Origin of the sequence: Nostoc sp. LEGE 12447 (assembly GCF_015206985.1) — a bacterium.
GTDB lineage: Bacteria > Cyanobacteriota > Cyanobacteriia > Cyanobacteriales > Nostocaceae > Nostoc.
This window is the reverse complement of the sequence record NZ_JADEXT010000001.1, coordinates 453531-475970: the sequence shown is the minus strand read 5'-3', so window position 1 is coordinate 475970 and position 22440 is coordinate 453531. Positions and strand designations below refer to the sequence as shown.

At 40.8% G+C, this 22440-nt stretch carries 22 protein-coding genes, 1 tRNA gene and 1 pseudogene; 15 read left to right on the top strand and 9 right to left on the bottom strand.

Annotated features, from left to right (window positions below; genetic code table 11):
* The first annotated feature begins 115 nt into the window (after window positions 1–115).
* From IQ274_RS02050 to IQ274_RS02040, 3 genes are all read left to right on the top strand, one after another.
* Window positions 116–1186, top strand: coding sequence for a glycosyltransferase family 4 protein (locus tag IQ274_RS02050; protein WP_163936624.1), 1071 nt, complete (start codon window positions 116–118; stop codon window positions 1184–1186).
* A 57-nt stretch (window positions 1187–1243) separates the two neighbouring features.
* A complete protein-coding gene (locus IQ274_RS02045) occupies window positions 1244–1429 on the top strand; it encodes a hypothetical protein (RefSeq protein WP_083782393.1) in 186 nt (61 codons plus the stop codon).
* Window positions 1430–1545: 116 nt separating this feature from the next.
* The gene (locus tag IQ274_RS02040; RefSeq protein WP_193867259.1) at window positions 1546–2568 is read left to right on the top strand and encodes a zinc-dependent alcohol dehydrogenase; all 1023 of its coding nucleotides are present in this window, start codon (window positions 1546–1548) and stop codon (window positions 2566–2568) included.
* Between the two features lie 172 nt (window positions 2569–2740).
* Here the strand turns inward: IQ274_RS02040 and IQ274_RS02035 are convergent, their stop codons facing one another.
* From IQ274_RS02035 to IQ274_RS02025, 3 genes are all read right to left on the bottom strand, one after another.
* Window positions 2741–4360: an ArnT family glycosyltransferase gene (locus tag IQ274_RS02035; RefSeq protein WP_193867209.1), complete on the bottom strand. Its 1620-nt coding sequence runs from the start codon at window positions 4358–4360 to the stop codon at window positions 2741–2743.
* 863 nt (window positions 4361–5223) lie between these two features.
* A complete protein-coding gene (locus IQ274_RS02030; RefSeq protein WP_193867208.1) occupies window positions 5224–6612 on the bottom strand; it encodes a recombinase family protein in 1389 nt (462 codons plus the stop codon).
* Between the two features lie 96 nt (window positions 6613–6708).
* Window positions 6709–7068, bottom strand: a complete 360-nt coding sequence (locus IQ274_RS02025; protein ID WP_012409243.1) for a VOC family protein — start codon at window positions 7066–7068, stop codon at window positions 6709–6711.
* Window positions 7069–7365: 297 nt separating this feature from the next.
* Here IQ274_RS02025 and IQ274_RS02020 point away from each other — a divergent pair, with 297 nt between their 5' ends.
* From IQ274_RS02020 to IQ274_RS02010, 3 genes are all read left to right on the top strand, one after another.
* Window positions 7366–7830 (top strand): CYTH domain-containing protein, encoded by a 465-nt coding sequence (locus tag IQ274_RS02020; protein ID WP_163932151.1) that lies wholly within the window; start codon window positions 7366–7368, stop codon window positions 7828–7830.
* Between the two features lie 1074 nt (window positions 7831–8904).
* A complete protein-coding gene (locus IQ274_RS02015) occupies window positions 8905–9111 on the top strand; it encodes a hypothetical protein (RefSeq protein WP_193867207.1) in 207 nt (68 codons plus the stop codon).
* Window positions 9112–9422: 311 nt separating this feature from the next.
* Window positions 9423–10490 carry an NADH:flavin oxidoreductase/NADH oxidase gene (locus IQ274_RS02010; protein WP_193867206.1) on the top strand — a complete coding sequence of 356 codons (1068 nt, stop codon included), beginning with the start codon at window positions 9423–9425 and terminating at the stop codon, window positions 10488–10490.
* Between the two features lie 115 nt (window positions 10491–10605).
* On the opposite strand, the gene mazG is transcribed toward IQ274_RS02010, so the two are convergent.
* Both mazG and IQ274_RS02000 read right to left on the bottom strand, forming a co-directional pair.
* Entirely contained in the window at window positions 10606–11427 is an 822-nt protein-coding gene (gene mazG / locus IQ274_RS02005) for a nucleoside triphosphate pyrophosphohydrolase (protein ID WP_193867205.1), read from the bottom strand.
* Window positions 11428–11430: 3 nt separating this feature from the next.
* A complete protein-coding gene (locus IQ274_RS02000; RefSeq protein WP_193867204.1) occupies window positions 11431–12051 on the bottom strand; it encodes a metal-binding protein in 621 nt (206 codons plus the stop codon).
* A gap of 143 nt (window positions 12052–12194) precedes the next feature.
* Here IQ274_RS02000 and IQ274_RS01995 point away from each other — a divergent pair.
* The 7 genes from IQ274_RS01995 (at window position 12195) to IQ274_RS01965 (ending at window position 16400) form a co-directional block, all read left to right on the top strand.
* Window positions 12195–12267, top strand: a tRNA-Val gene (locus IQ274_RS01995).
* 292 nt (window positions 12268–12559) lie between these two features.
* Entirely contained in the window at window positions 12560–13192 is a 633-nt protein-coding gene (locus IQ274_RS01990; protein ID WP_163932168.1) for a bifunctional 4-hydroxy-2-oxoglutarate aldolase/2-dehydro-3-deoxy-phosphogluconate aldolase, read from the top strand.
* A gap of 112 nt (window positions 13193–13304) precedes the next feature.
* Entirely contained in the window at window positions 13305–13820 is a 516-nt protein-coding gene (locus IQ274_RS01985) for a L,D-transpeptidase (RefSeq protein ID WP_163932171.1), read from the top strand.
* A 531-nt stretch (window positions 13821–14351) separates the two neighbouring features.
* A complete protein-coding gene (locus tag IQ274_RS01980) occupies window positions 14352–14891 on the top strand; it encodes a L,D-transpeptidase (protein WP_163932175.1) in 540 nt (179 codons plus the stop codon).
* A gap of 139 nt (window positions 14892–15030) precedes the next feature.
* On the top strand, window positions 15031–15594 hold the full coding sequence (locus IQ274_RS01975) for a Uma2 family endonuclease (RefSeq protein ID WP_193867203.1): 564 nt from the start codon (window positions 15031–15033) through the stop codon (window positions 15592–15594).
* Between the two features lie 136 nt (window positions 15595–15730).
* Complete coding sequence (locus IQ274_RS01970; protein ID WP_163932182.1) at window positions 15731–16021, top strand: type II toxin-antitoxin system prevent-host-death family antitoxin; 291 nt, start codon at window positions 15731–15733, stop codon at window positions 16019–16021.
* Window positions 15996–16400 carry a type II toxin-antitoxin system VapC family toxin gene (locus tag IQ274_RS01965; protein WP_228057977.1) on the top strand — a complete coding sequence of 135 codons (405 nt, stop codon included), beginning with the start codon at window positions 15996–15998 and terminating at the stop codon, window positions 16398–16400. Before IQ274_RS01970 ends, IQ274_RS01965 begins: the two co-directional genes overlap by 26 nt.
* A 12-nt stretch (window positions 16401–16412) precedes the next feature.
* Here the strand turns inward: IQ274_RS01965 and IQ274_RS01960 are convergent, their stop codons facing one another.
* On the bottom strand, window positions 16413–18011 hold the full coding sequence (locus IQ274_RS01960; RefSeq protein ID WP_193867202.1) for an Hsp70 family protein: 1599 nt from the start codon (window positions 18009–18011) through the stop codon (window positions 16413–16415).
* A gap of 599 nt (window positions 18012–18610) precedes the next feature.
* On the opposite strand from IQ274_RS01960, the gene IQ274_RS01950 reads away from it, so the two are divergent.
* Window positions 18611–18808 (top strand): hypothetical protein, encoded by a 198-nt coding sequence (locus tag IQ274_RS01950; protein WP_193867201.1) that lies wholly within the window; start codon window positions 18611–18613, stop codon window positions 18806–18808.
* A gap of 15 nt (window positions 18809–18823) precedes the next feature.
* On the opposite strand, the gene IQ274_RS01945 is transcribed toward IQ274_RS01950, so the two are convergent.
* The 3 genes from IQ274_RS01945 to IQ274_RS01935 all read right to left on the bottom strand — a co-directional run bounded on the left by IQ274_RS01945 (window position 18824) and on the right by IQ274_RS01935 (window position 21401).
* Window positions 18824–19705 (bottom strand): hypothetical protein, encoded by an 882-nt coding sequence (locus tag IQ274_RS01945; protein WP_163932194.1) that lies wholly within the window; start codon window positions 19703–19705, stop codon window positions 18824–18826.
* Between the two features lie 47 nt (window positions 19706–19752).
* Window positions 19753–20937 carry a radical SAM protein gene (locus tag IQ274_RS01940; protein WP_163932197.1) on the bottom strand — a complete coding sequence of 395 codons (1185 nt, stop codon included), beginning with the start codon at window positions 20935–20937 and terminating at the stop codon, window positions 19753–19755.
* A gap of 98 nt (window positions 20938–21035) precedes the next feature.
* Window positions 21036–21401, bottom strand: a complete 366-nt coding sequence (locus IQ274_RS01935; protein WP_163932200.1) for a hypothetical protein — start codon at window positions 21399–21401, stop codon at window positions 21036–21038.
* Between the two features lie 579 nt (window positions 21402–21980).
* Between IQ274_RS01935 and IQ274_RS01930 the strand changes: the two are divergent.
* A pseudogene (locus tag IQ274_RS01930) lies at window positions 21981–22142 on the top strand (IS5/IS1182 family transposase); the annotation flags it as partial.
* Window positions 22143–22440: the final 298 nt, after the last annotated feature.

The window sequence follows — 22440 nt, the reverse complement described above, 5'->3', positions numbered from 1 at the left end:
GCCTGTTAGGTTAATTTAAATGTCAAAATAGTAAGTACAAATGCTCTGTTCTCATACAATAATGATGCAACTCATTATATTGAGGACAATTTCATAGACCGAACCAAAAAAACTTATGAAAATCGCTCAAGTTGCCCCCTTATGGGAAAGGGTTCCACCTCCTAGTTATGGAGGAATAGAACTGGTAGTGAGTCGCTTGACTGATGAACTTGTTCGTCGCGGTCATGAGGTAACATTATTTGCCTCTGGCGATTCTCAAACTTTGGCTCATTTAGAAGCAGTATATCCACGTGCATTGCGCTTAGACCCGAATGTTAAAGAGTATGCAGTGTACGAAATGCTAGAACTGAGCCAAGTTTACCAACGTGCTAAAGAATTCGATCTTATCCATTCTCATGTAGGGATTTCGGCATTACCTTTAGCGAGTTTCATAACAGCAACTTCTACGGTGCATACCCTGCACAATAATTTTACCAACGACACCCGTCACGCATTTAGCTACTACCAGAAGCAACCATACATCAGTATTAGTAACTCACAGCGTCAAGTCGATCTCAATTATGTTGGCACTGTTTATAACGGAATTGAGCTAGCAGATTACCCTTTCGTAGCCCAACCGTCAGAACCTCCATATTTGGCATTTTTAGGCCGTTTTTCGCCAGAAAAAGGGCCACATCAGGCGATCGCTATTGCAAAGCAGAGTGGTTGGCGCTTGAAGATGGCAGGAAAGGTTGATGTCGGCGACTCTAAGTTTTTTGAACAAGAGATTGCCCCCCACATTGATGGTCAGCAAATTGAATATCTCGGCGAAATTAACCACGCCGAAAAAACTGAACTTCTGGGCAATGCTGCCATAACTCTTTTTCCCATTAACTGGCAAGAACCTTTTGGATTAGTGATGACTGAATCAATGGCAACTGGTACACCAGTAATTGCCATGAATTTCGGCTCAGTACCTGAAGTAATTGCCCACGGTAAAACAGGTTTTATCTGCAAAAGCTATGCAGAAATGACGGCAATGATTCCCCTAGCTTTGGAACTCAATCGTCAAACCTGTCGAAAACATGTAGAAAGCAACTTTAGTGTTAACCAAATGGTTAACGGATATGAAGCTATTTACAGACAAATTATTAAAGACCGCATAGAATCGAATGGTCGCATTCATGCTACGAAAATACATTTTTAATCAACTGCTTTTTCTTGCTGAATTTAAACAACAAATTTTTTTAAGGAGGACATTGGTATGAGTACGAGAGCCAACACTTGTCCATGTTGCGGTGGTTCCCTCCTGCGTCATGCCCGTCATGGTGAACTATATTGGTTTTGCCTGTCGTGCCGACAAGAAGTACCGTTATTAACTGTTATCCGCTTACCTAATGTGGATACCCGGAACACCGGAGTTGTTCCTCAGCCAGTGGTAAATACCTAGTTCTTGCAATTTTTAAATAGATAAAACTTGACTAGAAATCAATACTGATTTGTTTAGACCTATAAATTAGCTTCAACTGGTAAAATCGGATGGAGCTAATTGATAGGTTTAAAGCTTTGTTAGCAGCGTTACTTTATGGGCAAGAAGATTTACGGTTAGAGCAAGTTTCTGACCCCACACCGGCGGCTGGCGAAGTTGTGATTCAAGTGGGGGCAGCAACAACTTGTGGTACAGATTTGAAGGTTTGGCGGCGTGGTGGTCATGCCAAGATGTTGAAACCGCCGACGCTATTTGGTCACGAAGCTGCTGGACGAATTGTTGCCTTGGGTGCAGGCGTTACAAATTGGCAAGTGGGCGATCGCATCGTTGCTAATAATTCTGCCCCCTGCATGAAGTGCTTTTTTTGTCAACGCCAAGAGTATTCTTTATGCCCGAATCTGACCTGGAATAACGGGACTTTTGCGGAATACTTGAAAATTCCTGCACCGATAGTAGAGCATAATTTATTGCAGATTCCCGATGAGTTGCCGTGGGAATTAGCAGCGATGACGGAACCGTTAGCTTGTGTTTTACATGGTGTAGCCCGTTCTAATATCAAGCCCAAAGATCAAGTAGTCGTCTTAGGAGATGGGGCGATTGGGCTAATGTTTGTGGCGGCGTTGAGTGAGAAAGCTGAGGTGTTGCTATGGGGAGGTAATCACCATCGGCTAGAAATTGGTCAGAAATTGGGTGCAACCCAGACTTTTAATTATCATCAAATCCCGGATATTCCCAATTTGGTGAAAGAATTTACCCAAGGACGGGGCGCAGATGTAGTGATTGAAGCCACAGGTGTACCAAGTGTTTGGGAAACTGCGATCGCCTGCGCCCGTCCTGGTGCAACAGTTAACTTATTCGGTGGATGTCCACGAGATACCAGCATTACCGTCAATACAGAACAGCTACACTACAGCGAACTGACAATCAAAGGCGTGTTTCACAATACACCAGAGTATGTGCGGGAGGCGTTGGCACTGATCGCTAGTCGCAAAATACCCTTTGAGTTACTTATTAGTGAACAGCGGCCATTAAAAGATTTAGAACAGGTGTTTTGTGAGATGAAGGCGCGACAAGTAATTAAGGCAGCAATGATTCCTTAGATCATATTAGTTAAAGTGTGAGCAAGAATTTAATAACCAATACCCAATGTCCCATGACGGCAGTTGCTCCACTTGGGGAAACCCCAGACGCTCGATGACTCGCTACCGCTTCGCTATCGCGCAGCGTCTCGCAGAGAAGACCGCACTGCCTCCCCAATGCCCCATGCCCTACTTAAAGACGATTAATTTCTTTTGTAACTAACTTCCAGCCTTCAGCTTGGTCAATTAACTTCATCGAATCTAATTGGAGATTGTTCAAAGCCGATGCATGAAGTAGAAAGTAGGGTTGCCCGTTGTAATGCCAATAATATTCCAGTTCGCCAACAGAAGCGGGAATAATGGTGCGATCGCTATAATAATCCAACGAGGGACGATGGTAGGCAAAAGATGTGTAAATCTTCCTCGTAGCCGGATTTGCCCGCACAATCATGGCGGCGACTGGTTTAACTGGATAGGCTTCAGATAATTCCCAAACCCAGTAGTTAGATTTCATTAACAGCAGCAGCGAAAGGTAACTTCCCCAAAACAAAATCTTCAGAAATTGCCCGTCGCCTCGTTCTGCCAAAATAGCTGCTAAGGTCATAGTTAAAGCGACTGCGGCAAAAATCAGTTGTAAATCTGTTTGTGATGTTGTACCCCAACTGAAATAAATGCTACCAGCAGAAGCAACTACAGCAAGTATCGCCAAACCAGCAACCCAAGCGCGGGGATAGGATGAAAGTAAAGGCGAATTTTCTGTCTCTGATAACTGGATACCAAAAGCTAAAGCTAAACTGGGGTAAATGGGGAATAAATACCAGGGGACTTTGGTAATCATGAAAGAAATTACCAATAGATAAACACCACTCCACGCCATTACTAGTTTTGCCCAGCTAAGGTTGCGATTTTCCCAGGTTAAGCGGACAGTTTGCGGTAAGAATAATAACCACGGCCATGTGTATTTGAGAAGTTCAACCACATAGTACCAAGGTGGTTCAGAATTACCCTCTACAAATGAGCCAATTCGACCTAGTGATGGGTTTACAAGCCCAACTTGGGCGAAAGTGTAACCATAATGAATTAGTTGGGCACTATACCAACCAGCTACAGGCAAAATGCCAATGAAGATTGCTATCCACAGATAGTAGCAGGTGAGCAGCCGTGGCGTATCCCAAAACAGAAATACGATCGCGATCGCACCTAGCAATACACCTAGCAGTCCTTGAGTTAGGCAAATTAACCCAAAACTGACACCAACACCAAGGCAATAACGTAAATCTCGGCGCGATCGCAACACGCACAACATCATCACCATCAAAAAACTTACCATCGCCCCATCCAACATTGCCAGCCGCCCATGACGCACCACAGGTAGCATTGTTAGATAAATTAAGGCGCTATAAATAGCAGCCCAACGTTGGCGAAATATCTCTCGAGCAATGCAATACAGTAAAGGTACAGATGTCGCTGTTAAAATTGCTCCAGGTAGACGAGTTGTCAACTCATTTTCGCCTCCAAGAGAATAAGCCCAAGCAATGAGCAAATGCATCAAAGGCGGCTTGTTATGATATGGTTCGCCTCCTAGCGTTGGGAAAAGCCAACGCATTGAACCTGCTGGAGCGTGCCAAATTTCACGAGCAACCTGTGCCACAGTCCCTTCATCCCAATCTCGCAGGGGCAATCCTCCCAGATTGATGCTAAACAGTAATACTGCTGCCAACAGCAATACTATTAGCCATACCCAATCAATCCATCTGCCAACCGTGCGATGCTGTTTTTCTAGATGACTCCAAATAAAGCTTCCTTCTTGCATATTCTATGTTAATCATTTTACTTGCTGGTTTGATTACATAGAGATCAAAGCGAATCTCCAATGTTGCCACCCAGTAGCAACGTATATTCTTAACAATTGCTAGTTTCCAAGATTAACTCAACTTTATCTAATTAGCGCTATTTTTTGAAAAATTTATCTTAACTATTGAAATAACATATAAATCGGGAAATGATAAAAATAATACAGTCAAAAAATTATTTGTCACCTGTTGTTTAGTCCGTAAATTAACTTGTATTTATTTTTTTGAACATGATGCTTAGTTTAATTTTTATCTACCTAATTTTTATCTAGATAAATTCAGAAATATATGGAACATTTGTTGCAGTGGTTTAAGGACGTGCTGAATACTTAAAAAAATTAGTTTTAATTTATTTGGATAATAATATGACTTACGCAAACAATAGCCAAAACCCTGATAATTCGGTAAGGGCAAGCTACTGCGACACGCTGCGCGAACGTACAAAAGAGGCTTCCCGCAGAATATTACCCCTAGTGCATATACTTTTGGGTGAATCCTTAAGTAATTACCAACATTTTTTAAATCTTCCGGTTCGTTAGCATCTTACCTTGGAATTTATTCTAAGGCTAATAGCCTTTTTTAAAGCCTCTGGCTAGAAATGCTCATCATTGCCTCTGCCGAAAGTTAACAGACAGAGCCTCATTTTACGCATTCCCATTCGAAGGCTGGGAACGAGATAACGAGATACACTAATGAGCCATAGAATTGAATAGTAGAAACGTTTTATTAATCACAGTTAGGTAAATTTTAGAATTAATTAATGGTTAGATAGTGAATAATTTAGCTATTGCCAAGGATATGTTTTTTGTTTTTGATATTGTTATTAAAAAATGAAAATAACTTGTAATTGTAGCTCTTTATTCTGAATAGTAATCTTAATCTGTCTGATAAATTCTCGAAAGTAAAATCGTCGCTCTGTTTCCGACAAATCTAACCAAAATTGGGGTATTGAAACAGCTTGAGCAACAGAACGCAAATTGACTGGGGGAAGAGTCGCCAACTTTGCTTCAAGTGCAGAAATTTCTGTGCGGAGTTTGTAAGCCCTTAATTTTGCTGTTTCAACATCTAAAATTCCAGTTTCGATTAAAGCAGGTAACTGAGCAAGTATTTCTTGCTGACGAGCGATCGCTTGCCCTAAATTATTCTTGACTGCATCCAATTGGGGAAAATTCATCCCCGCGACAGCTAAGGGTAAGTCACGGCAAACGGTTTCAATTGTATGTTCCAACACTTCTTGGTAGGGAATAGCCTTACACTTAGGGCGTTGAGGACAGCTAGTAGAACGTAAATAAAGATACTCCTTATCTTGGTTGCGTTGAGTGACACGAGTAACTGTCAAATGTGACTGACACTCAGCACAGACAACCAACCCAGCTAAAGAACGCCTAGCACTAGCAGTTCGGGATGGTAAACGGCTATTACGGCGTAAAAGTCGGTCAACTTGGGCTGCTTCTTCTTTAGAAATTATCGGAATATGTGTATTAGAGATAATTTCACCATTTTGGTAAGCTGTATTGCCGCGATAAACTGGATTAGTTAACCAGCGTCGCCCAGTTGTGACAGAGATTTTTTTGCCGTATTTTTTCGCCAAGTAACGAACCGAACCCCGCAGGGAACCATAGAGTAAAAAGTGTTCAAAAAAATCTTTGACTACTGGTGAAGTACTGCGATCAACAGTATATTTTCCCTTACCTCTGCGATAACCGTATGGAACTTTACCAGGTGGCGGTGCAACCTCAAGCCGATTACGGGCGTGTCCTTGACGGATGCGACGACTACGTTGCTGGCGTTGGATTGCATTTAGCAAATTCAGCAAGTCAGCACCCAGAGGGTAATTTTCGGAAGTATAGGGCTGTTCTGTAGCGATTATCGCTACTCCCATCGCTTCGAGTTTATGTAAGCGATCGCTAATTTCCTCTACAGTATCTCCTAATTCTTCCAGCCGCCGAATCAAGAGATAATCTGCTGGTTCAGTTTCGCAATCGGTAAATAATTGTTGTAATTGCGATCGCGTAGCGTGTCCGTAGGACTCTCGCGTAGCGTATCCAGAAGACTCTCGCGTAGCGTATCCAGAAGACTCTCGCGTAGTCTGTCCAGAAGACTCTGGCTTACCCAAATCTTCATAAACCCGATCCACCTCCCATCCCCAATCAGCTTGATCGGGAGAAGATTCTAACAGCGGATTGGTGTAAGAGTAAGCAATTATTTTCATTTGTCATTTGTCATTGGTCAATAATCAATAAATAGTTCTTCTTCCCCTGCCTCCCCTGCCTCCCCTGCTCCTCTGCCCCCTTGCCCCCTTGCCCCCTCACTGCTGACTCAATTCGATAATATTTCCATCAGGATCTTGAGTGAATAGGGCAGGGCGACCAGAAGCGCTGGGTTGAATGGGATAATTATGATTGAGAAATTGCTCTTTGGCAGCATCCAAGTCAGTTACTGAGAAAGCGACGTGGGGGTTGCGTCCCCATTTTTCGTTGGGGTTTTCGGTGGGGACAGTAGGTGCAACTATTAGGTGAATCTGATAGTTACCGACTTGATACCATGCACCAGGGTATTTCAGCGAACGATCTATTTTGGATAATCCCAATACTTTGCCATAAAAGTGTTCAGAGCGTTCTAAATCAGTCACAAGAATTGCTGTATGGAGACTTTGGGTAATCTGCATTGTCAGTAAGTGCGATCGCGTTTATCTAAATTTTGACGTACTTTGAACCCTTGCGAAGTACTTATTCTCCACCCCTAGTAGAGGTTGTTATTACCAACATATTTTAAAGTCAGGTAAGGGTGTATTAGAGTCAGAGTATGCGGTTGAAAAATTTGATAGACCTAAATCTTTACAGCAGTTGACTAGTGGGAGACGCTGAATTAGAAGATAGTCATTGTGCAAATGAGCGATCGCATAGGCTTTTTTGAAAATAACTCAGCTTGTTTCTAGACAAAAACAAATAATTAGGTAACTAAAATGGCGAAAGAAATAGAGCGGAAATTTTTAGTGAAAGGAGATAGCTGGAGAGGATTAGTTGAAGGTAGTGTATATCGTCAAGGATACATTGCCACACAAGACAAAACGGCTGTACGCATACGTATAGTAGGGGAAAAGAGTTATTTGACTATAAAAGGCCCCAGTATAAAATATTCGAGATTAGAGTTTGAGTATCCTATTCCTGTTGAAGATGCTCAAGAAATGCTTGAGGCATTATGTGAACGTCCCTTTATAGAAAAAATTAGATATAAAATCCAATCGGGTGGTTTGATTTGGGAAATAGACGAGTTTGATGGTGTTAATAAAGGATTAATCTTGGCAGAAGTTGAACTGAATGATGAAAATCAACAAATTGAACTACCAAGTTGGATTGGACAAGAAGTTTCTGATGATTCCAGATATTTCAACAGCAATTTAGTAAAACACCCTTTTTCACAATGGTAATGGCGAAAATATTGGGAACATCTTAATTTGGACAGCAAACTGCTGGTCAAATTCTCGGCATCGACTACAGTCAAAATCAGCCTTTTTAAGGGGATGCGGGAAAGGCTAGCGCCAAGGCAATACTTGTCGGGTTTTGGGGGAAATGGACTCAGGTTAAAGGGGAAAAAACCTTATATATCGAGCCTTCTACTCCCTTTCCCCTTACGCTTTTCCCTTTAACCGGGCAGTATTGAGCGCCAAGGGAAGTCTCCCCGATGAGCAGGTGGCATGGATTTAGAGGCATTTAGAACTTTTGATACCGACAAAGAGACTTTTAAAACATCCCATAACGCATTCGACGCAGAATCTGTTGTTTTAACCATTGAGGATAAAAATTATACTTGTTCTTTATTTTTTTAGAAAGTTTTCGCCACAGACTTAACTCTCTGAATGAGTAATATTAATAAATCTCAACAAACTCTTGTTTTTTAGCAAGATCTATGCAAACCTCATAAATGCATACCACTGTAAACTGGTCGAGTTACAGTAGTTTAATCGGTAAATTGTCTTAATTAGCCAATAAACTCAAAATTTAGTGCCAAATAAACTTTTAGCCCTATTACCTGACTTTTCACGTTATATGAAAAAGTCTACCAAAAACCTAACCTCCTTCCCAAGCCAGACGCGGGAAGGGGAAAATTCAGGAGTCTTAATGAGTGAATTACCCCAACTTATTTTTTTTGAGGTTGGGGTTTCCAATCTCAAAAAGGCCTTTTATGAATAAAACTGTCAAGGAACTCACAATCAATTTAGTGGCATTAAATATAGTTTTATTAAGCACACTCGGTCTTTTCTGGAAAATCTTAAATCGGTGAAGAAGTCCAATTAGGTCGAGAAAAGGAATCGAAAACTCAGAAGCTAAAAGAGCTAATTAACTATCCACAAGTGAGAAATTTTATTAAGAAACAATATTAGGGACAAATAGTAAGTGTATTTTAAATGCGAATGAAAATGAAAGATGAGAGTTTATTACTTTGTCTTTCAAAAATTAAGAGTTACTAAACTTAAGTTGTGACATTACTGGAGAGTAAACTTATGTTTTCTGGACAAATTGAAAGAGAATGTTTATATGGAGAAAATTGGACAATTTCGCAAAAAACTAAATTACCAGATCATCTCCAGTTATTAGTGGATCAAGAAGAAGTAGGATGTGATATCTGGGAATTGCAGAGGCAAGAGTCTGATGATAAGCCTATTTATCCAAATCTTAATCAGGCTTCTGCTGTGCTACGACGTAAATAAACCACCAATTCCACATGAACGAAACACTTTCCATATAAGAATTCCGCCTTCTTTGCGCGTCTCATAGATTGTTCAGCAGGTGGGATTTATGAGTCTTGTGCAACTCATTCGTGAGCCGCCTGTATTACGAGAAGCATCATTGAACATTGCATTAGTATTTCCAACCTTTAATGCTACCTGGGTTACTCTAGTTTTTCTACTAGAATCTCCTCCGTATAATATCTCTAGCTATTTCATGCAAAATCGATCGAGTTCATCCTGTAAATCTCTCCCCAATTTGTTTCACCTAGCAAGAGAAGGAATCAATATTAATGGCACATCTATTTGAACCATTCAAGATTCGTGAAGTTACCTTCCGGAACCGCATCGCCGTTTCACCCATGTGTCAATATTCCAGTACAAATGGATATGCTAATGATTGGCACGTTATTCATTTAGCTTCTCGCGCAGTAGGCGGTGCGGGTATAGTGTTCACAGAAGCAGCAGCTATAGAACCGCGTGGGCGCATTAGCCCGCAAGATTTGGGAATCTGGTCAGATGCACATATAGAAACTTTAGCCAAAACTGTGGCATTGATTCATAACTTTGGCGCTGTTGCAGGGATTCAACTTGCTCATGCAGGTAGAAAGGCCAGCACTGCCAAACCCAGTAAGGGAGGGAAAACGCTGGATGAATCTCAGGAAGGTTGGCGGCCCTTAGTTTCGAGTAGTGCGATCGCTTTTAGCCAAGATAGTCCAGTTCCAGAAGCCCTAAGTCTTGAGGGAATTCAGGAAGTTATTGATGCCTTTATCCAAGGTGCTAAACGTTCTCTGCAAGCTGGTTTTAAAATAGTAGAAATCCATGCTGCTCACGGTTATCTACTCCACCAGTTTCTCTCACCCCTTGCTAACCAACGGCAAGATGATTATGGTGGTAGCTTTGAAAACCGGACTCGTCTGCTCATAGAAGCTGTTCAAGCAGTTCGAGAGGTTTGGCCCCAGACAAATCCACTCTGGGTACGTATTTCTGCTACCGATTGGGTAGATGGGGGTTGGGACATCGAGCAAAGTATCGCTTTAAGTGACAAGCTTAAATCTCTAGGAGTTGATCTCATTGATACTTCATCAGGGGGAATTATACCGGGTGTCAAGATCCCAATTCAACCTGGTTATCAGACTCAGTTTGCCGAACGCATCCGCCGCGAAGCCAATATCCATACAGGAGCCGTAGGGTTAATTACAGCCCCTGAAGACGCTGACGAGATTATTCGCACAGAAGTATCCGATATAGTGCTGTTAGGACGTGAACTACTCCGCAATCCTTATTGGCCGCATCTGGCAGCTAAACAGTTAGGACACGATAAACTCTGGCCTGTTCAATACGATCGAGCTTGGCTATGATGTCGCCTGTACTTAATTTACTATTGGGCGTTAGGGGAAATTCATAAATTACCCCTATCTGAAAATCAGGGCTTGAGACATTGTTGGCGTAAGTCCTGGATAATTAGAAATTAATTTATGAGCCTTCTTTGGCAAGTTGGGCTTTTGCCTGTTGCCACAAATTTTCTAGCTCATCCAAACTGTAATCAGAAAGGGGGCGAGCGACAACTGCCTCCATTTTTTCTAATCGCTGGACAAATCGCTGATTTGTACCTTGCAAACCAGCACTAGGGTCAAGATTATGCCAACGGGCTAGCTGAATAACTGCAAAGAGTAAATCGCCTAATTCTGCTTGTTGTCGCGCTGGTGTTTCCTCAGCTAAAGCCTGTTGAAATTCACCCAATTCTTCATGAAACTTATCCCAAACGCCCTGAATATTTTCCCATTCAAAGCCAATGGCAGCAGCTTTTTGAGAAATCTTCATCGCTGCTGTCAACGGGGGAAGGGTGCGCCCATAACGACCGAGTTTAGCACTAAGTTTTTGCGCGTCTGGGGATGGTTCGCCTTTTTCCGCAGCTTTGATTTGTTCCCAATTTTGCCGCACCTCATCCACACTGGCTACTGACACATCACCAAACACATGAGGATGACGGCGAATCAACTTTTGGGAAATCCCTTGAGTTATTTCTTTAAGAGAAAATTGTCCAGATTCACTAGCGATTTGGGCTTGCAATACCACCTGTAATAATAAATCGCCTAATTCTTCTGCGATCGCCTTCTGATCCCCACTCTTAATTGCATCTACTACCTCATAAGCTTCTTCAATCACATAAGGCGTAAGCGTTTCGGCAGTTTGCGCCAAATCCCACGGACAACCACCATCAGGCGATCGCAACTTCGCCACCACCTCAATCAATTCCTGCAAAGCTGCCAAAGTCTCAACTTTGTCATTTGTCATTTGTCATCTGTCCTTTGTCGTTCTGCCGTTGCTCTTTCTGGTAACTGTAGCTCGACGAGTACCGCGACTTGTAACTTTCCGCTTCTTCATTTTGCCACTAGGAAGCAACCCCCGAACCCCCTGCTTTCGCACGCGCTTGTATGCCGAACCACTCCAATCGCTGAGAGAATGGCTCATCGCACCAAGTTCCAACCCCAAAAACAGGGCGACATATTCAGTATCATATTGCAGGAGCGATCGCCCCACAGTTTGTCCCAAATCTTGCCAAGTAAAACTCAGATTCCATAATTTTTCGGCAATTGCCAAAACCAAAATTGCCAAGATAGCTAGCAAACACCCTAGATAAAGTATTCGCAGAATCGTGCCAATAATCGGCCCGTGGGATAAAAAAGAACGATGCCGCAGACTTTTTTGATAAGGTAGCCAAATCCAGCGCAAGAAACCCCAGCGTTGAAATTGCACAGAGTAAATATCCAAATCGGGGCCAAACATCAGCCCTCCAAATAGAAACCCACCTGCAACCAACAAAGTTGCATTGCTACTGCGAGTCTGCCAGAAAGTAATGCCCGCCACCAACGGCAGAGCATACATAGTAATGCGATCGTGCGTCCGACCAGAGGGCATCCTAAATCCTGTTAGCGATAGCGGGGCGTTTAGCCCGTGCTGAGTAACTTAATACTGAGCCAGTATAAGAGAAAAAAAGATTTTCCCAAAACTACTAGCGCAATGCAAAATCTTCTGCTATATTAGTTAAGGATTAGTCAAAAGGGCGGTTAGCTCAGTTGGTAGAGCGCCTGCCTTACAAGCAGGATGTCATCAGTTCGAGTCTGGTACTGCCCATTAAGTAAATTAAGGCTAGAGACAGCTTAGATGCAGTCTCTAGCCTTTTTTAAACTATTCACAATTCTTAAATTAGCTAGCTACTATTAACCCATCTTGCATATCTTCAGAATAGAGAGTACTTGCTCTTGCAGATAGGGTTAGGTTTGTATTGGACTCATGGGACTTCCAGAAAATTTATCCAGTAGTTACGGGGTTAAGCCTAATGCGTCGCCTACAGATAACAGGTGCGTTACGCTGTTGCGCTAAAACACCTCACTGGAATGTCCTTAATCCCTAATTCCCAGTCAAAATGCCTAATGAAATTTGGTTATCACAATTGCAAAAACATCGTGCGATCGCAGTTATCCGCGCCCCTAAAATCGAAGTGGGACACGAAATGGCAATGGCTGTAGCATCTGGGGGTATGCATCTGATTGAGATTACCTGGAATAGCGATCGCGCTGGAGAATTAATCAGTCAACTACGCTCAGAATTACCAGCCTGTATCATTGGTACTGGCACGTTATTCAATGTGCAACAGCTACAAGAAGCGATCGCATCTGGGGCGCAATTCCTCTTCACACCCCACGTTGACTCAGCAATGATTCAAGCAGCACAAGAAAAAGATATACCTATCATCCCAGGAGCGTTGACTCCTACAGAAATTGTTACCGCTTGGAGTCAGGGCGCTAGTTGTGTAAAAGTGTTTCCCGTACAAGCAGTGGGAGGAGCTGATTACATTAAAAGTTTGCAAGGGCCACTAAGTCAGATTCCCTTAATTCCTACAGGCGGTGTCACTCTAGAAAATGCTAAAGAATTTTTGCAAGCCGGAGCGATCGCTGTCGGTTTGAGCGGTGAATTATTTCCCAAAAAGCTTGTCACAGAGGGAAATTGGCAAGCGATCGCATCTAGGGCAAAAAACCTTATACAACAGTTAGGTTAAATTAGAATCAAATCATCAAAAATTCACGTCTATTAAAGTAATAGATAGGGAATAAAAGTGAAACCTGATAAGTTTCTCAAGACTTCATGATTTGAGTGTGAGTGTATCTAAAATGAAAAAACTGATTTATCCTGACTGGGTGCATCGCTTAAAAATACTTCTTACTGGTACAGTACTGTCTTTAAGTGTTTTTACTACTACTGGAACTAGTGAAGTTTGGGCAAATTCTAAAGATCAAGTAATTGCCCAAAAAATCCAGACATTACAACAATCAGATCAACGCTGGATTCAAATTGACCTTTCAAAGCAACGATTAATAGCTTGGGAAGGTGACAGAGTGGTTTATGGAAGTGCTATTTCCTCCGGCAAAAAAGCTACTCCCACTCTTGTTGGTACTTTTAAAATTCAATCCAAGTTTAAAACTACACGGATGCGGGGAGAAAACTACAATGTTCCTAACGTTCCTCATGCGATGTTTTACCAAGGGAATTACGGTATTCACGGGGCTTACTGGCATAAAAGATTTGGCACACCAGTGAGCCACGGCTGTGTGAATCTTGCACCTAAACACGCTAAATGGCTATTTGAGTGGGCATCGGTAGGGACACCAATAATCATCCAGAAATAGTAGGTAAACCAGCCAAAAGGCAATCTATGAAAAATCATTAATAACAACAAATCAAGACAATTGAGTGATTCCCAGCAATATTTTATGCTGGGAATCTTCGGAGTCGGAATTACTGAATTTGAAATAAAATATATAAAAGGGGATTCATACCAATTTTGGATTTTAAATTTGGTATTTAGGACTAAAAGTCTTTTCCTAAATTTGGTATTATCCAGTTTCCCCCAAAGAAATAAGCGTAAATCCTGACAATTACTGTGTGAAACTCCAAATGCAAATATTAATGCGGGGAAAATTTGCATTGACGCATTTAAATTACAGATTTTTTTTGTAAAAGTTGTTATTAGTCATTAATGGATGACAAATGACCAATGACTAATTAAATGCGGATTAGTTTAGGACTGGTTTGGAAAAGCATTAGCGGATGAATTGCGTAAATCCTTCACAGCAAATTAGTAATCAACCTGGAAATTTGTAGTTTCCAGAAAATTACTTCACTTCATGATTTTTGCGTACTTTAGAAGGTGAGGCATAATGCAATCCTGGATTCGTAGTGGTGGGATTCGTTCTTCCAAAACTTTTTGTACAGGTGTGGCGCTGATGGTGGTGGCTTTATTTTCTTGGTCAGCACCGTTAGCAGGCGATCGCCACTCTGATAAAGCGATCGCTGCGTCAGTAGATGAAAATGGCATCACTGAGTCTAATATCAGCCAAACATCCCAACCTCGCTTGATTGAAATTGACCTGTCAGAACAACGGTTACGTGCATGGGAAGGCAAAAAACTTGTTTATTCATACCGTATTTCTGGAGGGAAGCGATCGACTCCCACACCCATAGGTAGATTTCGGATTAATTCTAAGTATCGCACTCACCGGATGCGAGGCAGGGGCTACAATATTCCTGATGTTCCTTACACAATGTATTTTTACAGAGGCTACGCCATCCACGGTGCTTACTGGCATAATCGTTTTGGCACTCCAGTCAGCCACGGTTGCGTAAATTTACCTGTTAAGCAAGCTCGCAATGTTTACAACTGGGCTAGCTATGGGACTTTAGTAGTGGTGCATAAATAATTGTTAATTCGTAATTCGTAATTCGTAATTAAGAGTTGCAATTCTGGATTTGATGTATGGACAGGTGCGTTCACGGAGTTAAGCACCTGTCTATACATCTTGCTAAAGTAAGAACACATCTTCGAGGTATTTAGGAGCTATGAGCTACTCAACTACTAAACTAATTACCCTGGAGGAGTTTCTGAAACTCCCAGAAACAAAGCCTACGAGTGAATATATTAACGGTGAGATTATTCCTAAGCCAATGCCAAAAGGGAGACACAGCCGCTTGCAAGGCAAACTCGTTGCTGTTGTGAATGAAGTTGCGGAAAATCAGAAGATTGCCTATGCCTTTCCAGAATTACGATGTAGTTTTGGCGATCGCTCAATTGTACCTGATGTAGCTGTATTTCAGTGGGGACGCATACCGTTTACCGTTGATCGTGAAGTACCTGATAATTTTGAACTTCCACCAGACTGGACGATTGAGATTCTTTCGCCAGAACAAAAACCCAACAAGGTAATTGGGAATATTCTCTACTGTCTAAAGTATGGTAGCCGCCTGGGATGGTTTCTCGATCCTGATGATTTGAGTATTTTGGTATTTCTACCAGAGCAACAGCCAATCTTATTCCAGGGAGAAGATTTTTTGCCTGTATTACCAGAAATTGAACTTGCACTAACCGTCAATCAAGTTTTTGGATGGTTAAAGATGGGTAGCTAAGAATAACTCGCCTCGAATGAGAAGGAGAAGAAGCGTAGGCGTAGCTCGTCGTGGACATCGCTCTATAGAAAATACCAAATTATAGACATAAATCATGTCTATAATAGACATGATTGCGAAGAAAAGAGGTAAGAGAATGAACTGGAGAATTGCAGAAGCGAAACAGAGGTTCTCTGAACTGATTCATGCTGTCACAAAGGAACCGCAACTTATATACAACCGCAATGAACTGGTGGCTGTTGTTGTTGAAGCTGAAATATTTGAGGAGTTCTTGACATGGCGCAAGCAGCGCGAAAAGATTTCTCTAGCTGATGTTTTCAAAGAACTACGCCAGATAGTTGTTGAAGAAGATTATATCCTCGAAGTACCCTCCCGCCAAGACCGTCTTAACCCCTTCGCTGATGCCATCGATGACTTTTCTCTGTGACACTAACATTATCAGCGAATTAGTAAGACTCCAACCTAACTCTGGTGTACAGAAATGGGCAGAAAGAGTTTCCTCTATAGTTTTGAGTGCGATCACCGTTGAAGAAATATTTTACGGATTGACATTCAAGCCCAACCCTAGAATTCAAATATGGTTCGAGAGTTTTTTAGAAAATAACTGTCAAGTATTGCCTATCACCATTGAAATTGCCAAACGCTCCGGTGAATTGCGAGGTCAACTAAGATTAAGTGGGAAAACACATACCCAAGCAGATATGATGATTGCTGCTACTGCTCAAATTCATCAATTGACTTTAGTAACGCGCAACATCCGGGATTTTGATGGCTGCGGTATCCCACTTTTAAATCCTTTTAGTTAAACGCACAATAGTTTAGCTCAACTGTGCCACAAGTTGATTCTCCAAAAGCGTATCATTCGTTAACAAGTCTTCAACGGTGATTCGCAAAAAGCGTTGCTCATCAACTTGAAAGAGAATTTTGATGCGATCGCTTCCAGGATATCCTGCTGGTTTCAGTTGAGCAATTGTCCTCGCGCCTTCTTGATCGTTGAGAGGCTTGACGCTGGTTTCAGTATTGTCCAGACGACGAGTAATTAAGCGATCGCCATCAAAATAAACTTCAGTACTACCCGTATCTGCTCCCAATTCTCCCATAATTAGTTCAATGCTGGGCTGATTTTCCAAAGAAGCACCTAGAACTAATTCTACTGGTTGACTCATTGGATATGCCTGTCCAGCTTTAATTAAAGAATGCCATTTGTGACGCTGATTGCGGCGATCCCAGTAGCGGATACCATAACTATGGTAAAGAAAGTCTTTGATTTGTATCCCTTGAGCTAACTGTAATGCACCTTGAGCGATCGCTTCAAATGGACGTTCGCAACGGATTTTTTCTGGCTCAAAATACTGTTTTATCCATGTCTGCACTGCTGGTAATTGCACTGTTCCACCAACTAACAAAACGGCATTAATATCAGGAAGTTCTATCCCTTGGCGTTTTGCTTGCTGCAACAGTGTCGTCATCGACTCATCCAATAACTCAAAAAATGCGTGTTCTTTGAGGATATTATCAAAAGTGTCGCGGTTTAATTCCAATTCATAACTTTCAAATGTTTCATCATCAAAATAAACTTCACTAGCTTGGTTTTGGGTTGATAGCTGAATTTTCACCCGTTCTGCCAATCGTGTTGTCAAGGGACTTACTGCCAATTCTTGAGTTTTGGCAAAGTAATCTACCAACCAATTATCAATATCAGTACCGCCTAGATTTTGCCCAGCTTTCGCCAGGACACGGGCTGTTTTAACTTTTTGTTTTGAATTTTCAGCCAGAGACTTATTACCCCACTTGAGGAGAAATCCCAACGGCTTTGTAGTTGCTTGCACGCCTTGATCCAACCGGACAAGGGACAAATCTAAAGTTCCACCCCCGAAGTCAATTACCAAGAGAATTTCTTGATCTGCCAAGCCATAACCCAAGGCTGCGGCTGTGGGTTCATCCAGCATTCGCACCTGTTCGACGGGAAGGGATTGACAAACGTTCCCCAACCAGTGACGATAGGCTTCAAAGCTGTCTACGGGTACGGTTAACACGAGAGAATCTAACCCACCTTGTAGGGGTGCTAGTTCTTCAATTACTTTGGTGAGGAACCATTGTCCTACTTGTTCAAAGGTGACAATTTGCCCATCTAATTCGGGTAAGAAACCTTGGATATCTGCACCAATACCGCGTTTGAAGCTGCGGAAAAATCTAGTTTCACCTTTGAGGTCAAAACCGCGATCGCGTACTTGTTGCCCGACTAAGACTTGATTTTGGGTTGCGTCTTCAACATAAACCAAGCTGGGAATCAGTGGCGGATTGAGACTTTGTTTGATTGATAAACCTGGTAGAGTCAGGGTTTCTGGCTGCTGGGTTACAGGGTTCCAACGAGCAATGACTGTGTTGCTAGTACCAAAATCGATTGCGATCGCCATATTTTATATTTATTATCTCGCACGAAGATGCCAAAGCTGCTTTCTTTGTGATTATTCTCTATAAGTTACCAAGAATGCAAATGCGTCCAGATGCTTACTTTTTTGCATCCCAAGCCAGATATCGATTCAGTCCGTTGCAGCTAAGTGTTAGCACAGTTAGACAATTGGCTTGCCAGAAAGCATGGAAATCATTGGCTGTAAATGTATAAAAGGAGCAATAAACTCAACAGCAGACTTTATCATAGTTCCAGTCTTTTTTTATTGGCATGAGGTGCTTAAAACTTGCTTCACACGCAGATATGAAATGTCATAAATCGCCCCAATCAAAAGAGATCGCACCTCAGTTGGTGTAAGGTATTCTCTAGATATGTAATGCTTGTTGGGTAGACGAGTTGGGGGTGAGGGCCTCATTTATTCTCGCTGGTAGTGTCCGGTGTACGCGACTTATTATGGACAGTCTACTACGCCACAAGCCCCATTACTCCGTTGAGAGTCGCGCCACTCAAGAGTTATTACGAACTATTATCAATTAATAAATACCTCCATCTTGGCATCACCGTGCCTAAAGAGATAATTTGCACGCTAAGGCTGAAACCAAGATGGGGCAAGCTCTTGAAGACATCAACAGCCAAAGAACGCTTGCAAGTGCTTTACTGACTCAAACAGGAGAATGCACCAACGATCAGTGCGATCGCTTGTTTTTGACCAGACCTCACAAAATCGCATTGCTCCCGGAAGACTATAGCTTGGGTGAGCTTTGGCAGAAGAACCTCCTGGGCGGGAGACCTGCACGATGATTCGAGTCAATGTTTTCATATTCCAAAATAGCCAAGAAAAGTCAAAGTAATATCAGGATAATGATTACCGATAGTGGAAGCTTCATGAATTATATTATCAGTGGGAGCAATATATGCTTCCCCTGGTGCAACTCTTAATTGAACTACAGGATATGAAGGATATCGCAGCATAAACTCGTACCCTATTTCTGTACCTCTATAATGCTTATGAATATCCTCAGTCTCAGACAACCCCAAATGTCGAAACATATCCATCAGAGTTAGGTTAATAAACAAAAAAAATCTATCTTCTTGCCCTAAATTAATGCAAATTCTATTTCGGGATTTATGTCTGCGTCTCAATGGTGCTTTATCCCAACTATCAAGGTGCATACCAACGAACAGTTTTTCGTTAGAATTGCCATAATAATTAACAGTTACAGTTTTGAAATTAGGCTCAGTAACTTGAATACCTAATATTTCTAAATTTTGAGGATTTAAAATGTAATCTGAAAGACGATTGAGAACTTCTTTAATTGCTTTTTCACCTTCAAGATTACTGACAATAGATTGATACTCTTCTACTGTTTCTATTGAACGAAAATTAAATTTTCCCAAAGGCAACAAGGCATATTCGGGAATGCGAACTATAGCTATATGTGAACCGATATCCCATGTCTTCGGTTTGGACATAGCTTCATTGCTAAAAAGCAGGTTATATTCTGTTGTATTCGTTTGTCTCCAAGGTTCTTTGGGTAGAAAAGCACCACTGCGATATTTAACTTTATCGTCTTCTAATTCGATTTTTTGGAATGTTCCGGAACTCAGCCTAATTCTGGGATTATTTCCTCCAGAATTGATGGGATAAAAAATTTGGATGCTTTTTTTTAAATTTAAATTTTCACTTGTAATTATCACAAAGATTACCTAAAAACTTCTATGTTTACCTAATTAAAAGTATTTTTTTATAACGGACAGTCTAATGCTGAAACTACTGGGAATTGCTTTGGCTGTTCAATATTGATTTTTCGAGAAATTGGTTCAATAATACCCGATTGGATTAAACGTGATTCTATGTGTTTTAAAATTCCTTTTTCGATGATACAATCAATATTGCCTTCTTCATCAAATTGATTATTAATAATAGCTTCTTCAGCCATTGGATAACCGCTACAACTTCCAAAATATTGGCAGGAAGTACAGACAGACATCATGCGTTCTTCTGCTGCGGATATTACTTTTTTATGTACAGGGCTTAAAATAATATTTTCTAAAGGACTTTGAAATAAATTTCCATGACAAAATTCTGGTTTATAAGCATCTCCATAACTATAAATATCACCATTAACATTCACTACATAAATTGATTCCCATTCCGTCTTATCGTAAAAATATAGTTGAGAATCAGAGCTATAGTGACGAAGAATTATTTCTATATATTCCATAATTGGCAAAATCATTACCATATTTTGGCTTTCCATCCACATATCTACAAGAGTGCAAAAAGCTTGCAGAACTTCTTGTGGAGTAATTTCAAATCCTTGATGTTGCCCTTCAAAAGCTCCATTGAATAGTGGTAAAATCCGAAAATGAAGCTTCATCTTTTCATAAAATTTAAAAATCTCTTGAAGATAAGATAAATTTAATTTAGTTAAAACAGTAATACATCCAAAGGAAACATTTGCATTTAGTAAGCGATCCATATTTTTTAAAACTGTTAATAAAGAATCAACTCCTGATTGCTTAACACGTAGACCTCCAAATAAGTCAACAGAAACACCGACACCATCAAATCCCTCGGATAATAATCGGATACTTTCTTTGTTAAGTGTTGTCAGGTTAGTTTGAACTACATTAGTAACAGAACTTGCCAGTTCTCCAAAAATCTGTTGCTGATGGTCAAAAGTACGCCAATAATAATCAGGTGATTGCAAGAGTGGTTCTCCACCATGCCAAACAAACTGAATTTCTGTTTTCAAGTCAATCTGACTATAATAATTAGCAATGTGATGATACATTTTATCCAGTTGTTCTAGCGCAATTGTTGTTCTATCACCTAGTTCTAAGTATTCATAACAATAGCGACAGCGTAAGTTACAAAGCTTAGAAGTTTTAACCACAAATTGAACCTGTCTAGCTTCCGATTTCATAAGTTTAAACAGTGAGTTTCGACAATATTTTAGATGCATAATTAATTTAGAATCATCAGTTTTTTCTAAATTAATTATGCTTTCTCATCCACTAAACTTTAATGTATCAAAGATTGAAAAGTTTCTAATGCTGAAGGACGATTACCTTGTTGATTAGCTTGATAGGGTTGGTTTTGTACGAAACTAGGACCATTATCAAACAAGCGAAATCTTGGTCTTCGCGCTAGTAGCTGAGGTTTGTGTGGATCAACTGCTACAGTTTGTCTGTTTCCTGTAATAGCTTGTATCTTTTCACTTAAACTAGAGGAAAAATTAATAGTATCTACAGGGTTCATAGCCTCCTTAACTGGAATATTTTGATTAGAGTTTGCAGCTTGTACTAGCTCAGAAACCACTACAGATGGAGCCATAATTACTAAGAACAAAATCAAATGGCTTGGTAAATTAGACACTAACTTCTTCATAATGCCTCTCTTATTAAACTCAGTAAATTATCAAGTTTTCTGATTACTAAACCCAGGTGAGTATTTTTCCAAAATTTAGCATTTTGGACAGACAATAACATTTTTATCACAGAGATTAGATGAAAAGCATTCGCGCTCTACGCGCTCTAATTGATATTTCTCTGCGCGTTGCTATGTTTGATTTTTAAGTATTTTTATCCCCTTTTCAAATCACAGTTTTGCAATAAAAATGCCTGATTAAGTCTTAAATTAATCCTACTCATCATACAAAAATATTATCCCAACTTTTGATAGATCAATCAAAATAAAATAGTCTATCAAAAGTTAGAAATAATGGTAGCTAAAAAAGTTAAGTCGTCGGTGAAAGGCATCACCGTGGTCGGGTAGCAGGACTATATAAGGTTCAGCCGGGATACCGATACCGTTGGCGAAATATTACTTAACATAAAAACGGCGGATTTCCCGTGTAATACATCGAGAAGATAGATATCCCTTCCCGTGTATTACACAGGAAGAAAAAAATTAAGTTAGCTGCCTCAATTATCAATAAACTAGAGGAAATACGTTTGGAGGCAGTATATGTGTTTACATCCTGAAGAAATTCCTCCTATTCCCAATGAAACGGTACGTGTAGCCAAAGCCGCATTTCCAAAAGGTAATTTATATATGCGCTTGCGTGATGAACTTGGGATGTTTTATCAGGATGAAGATTTCGCATCACTGTATCCACAACGGGGTCAAATGTTGCGGAACGTGTTTTATTGATTTACCAACTTGCCCATAAATGGTATTGGGGCAATCAAAGTTTTGCACACTAAAATCAACTCTTCACCGCTTTCAATGCCTCAAGCTTGCCCATAAACAATCATTTATGGGCAAGTTTGATGAAGTGGCAAGGGTGAAAAGTCGATTCTACGGTCATAAATGTAAAAAGCTTCTTCATCATTTTTGGGCAAGTTAGTAAATCGAGAAAGTGCTTTCTGTAATTCTTCTTTACAACGTGTCCCATTTTACACGTATTTCGTCATGACCCCTTTTA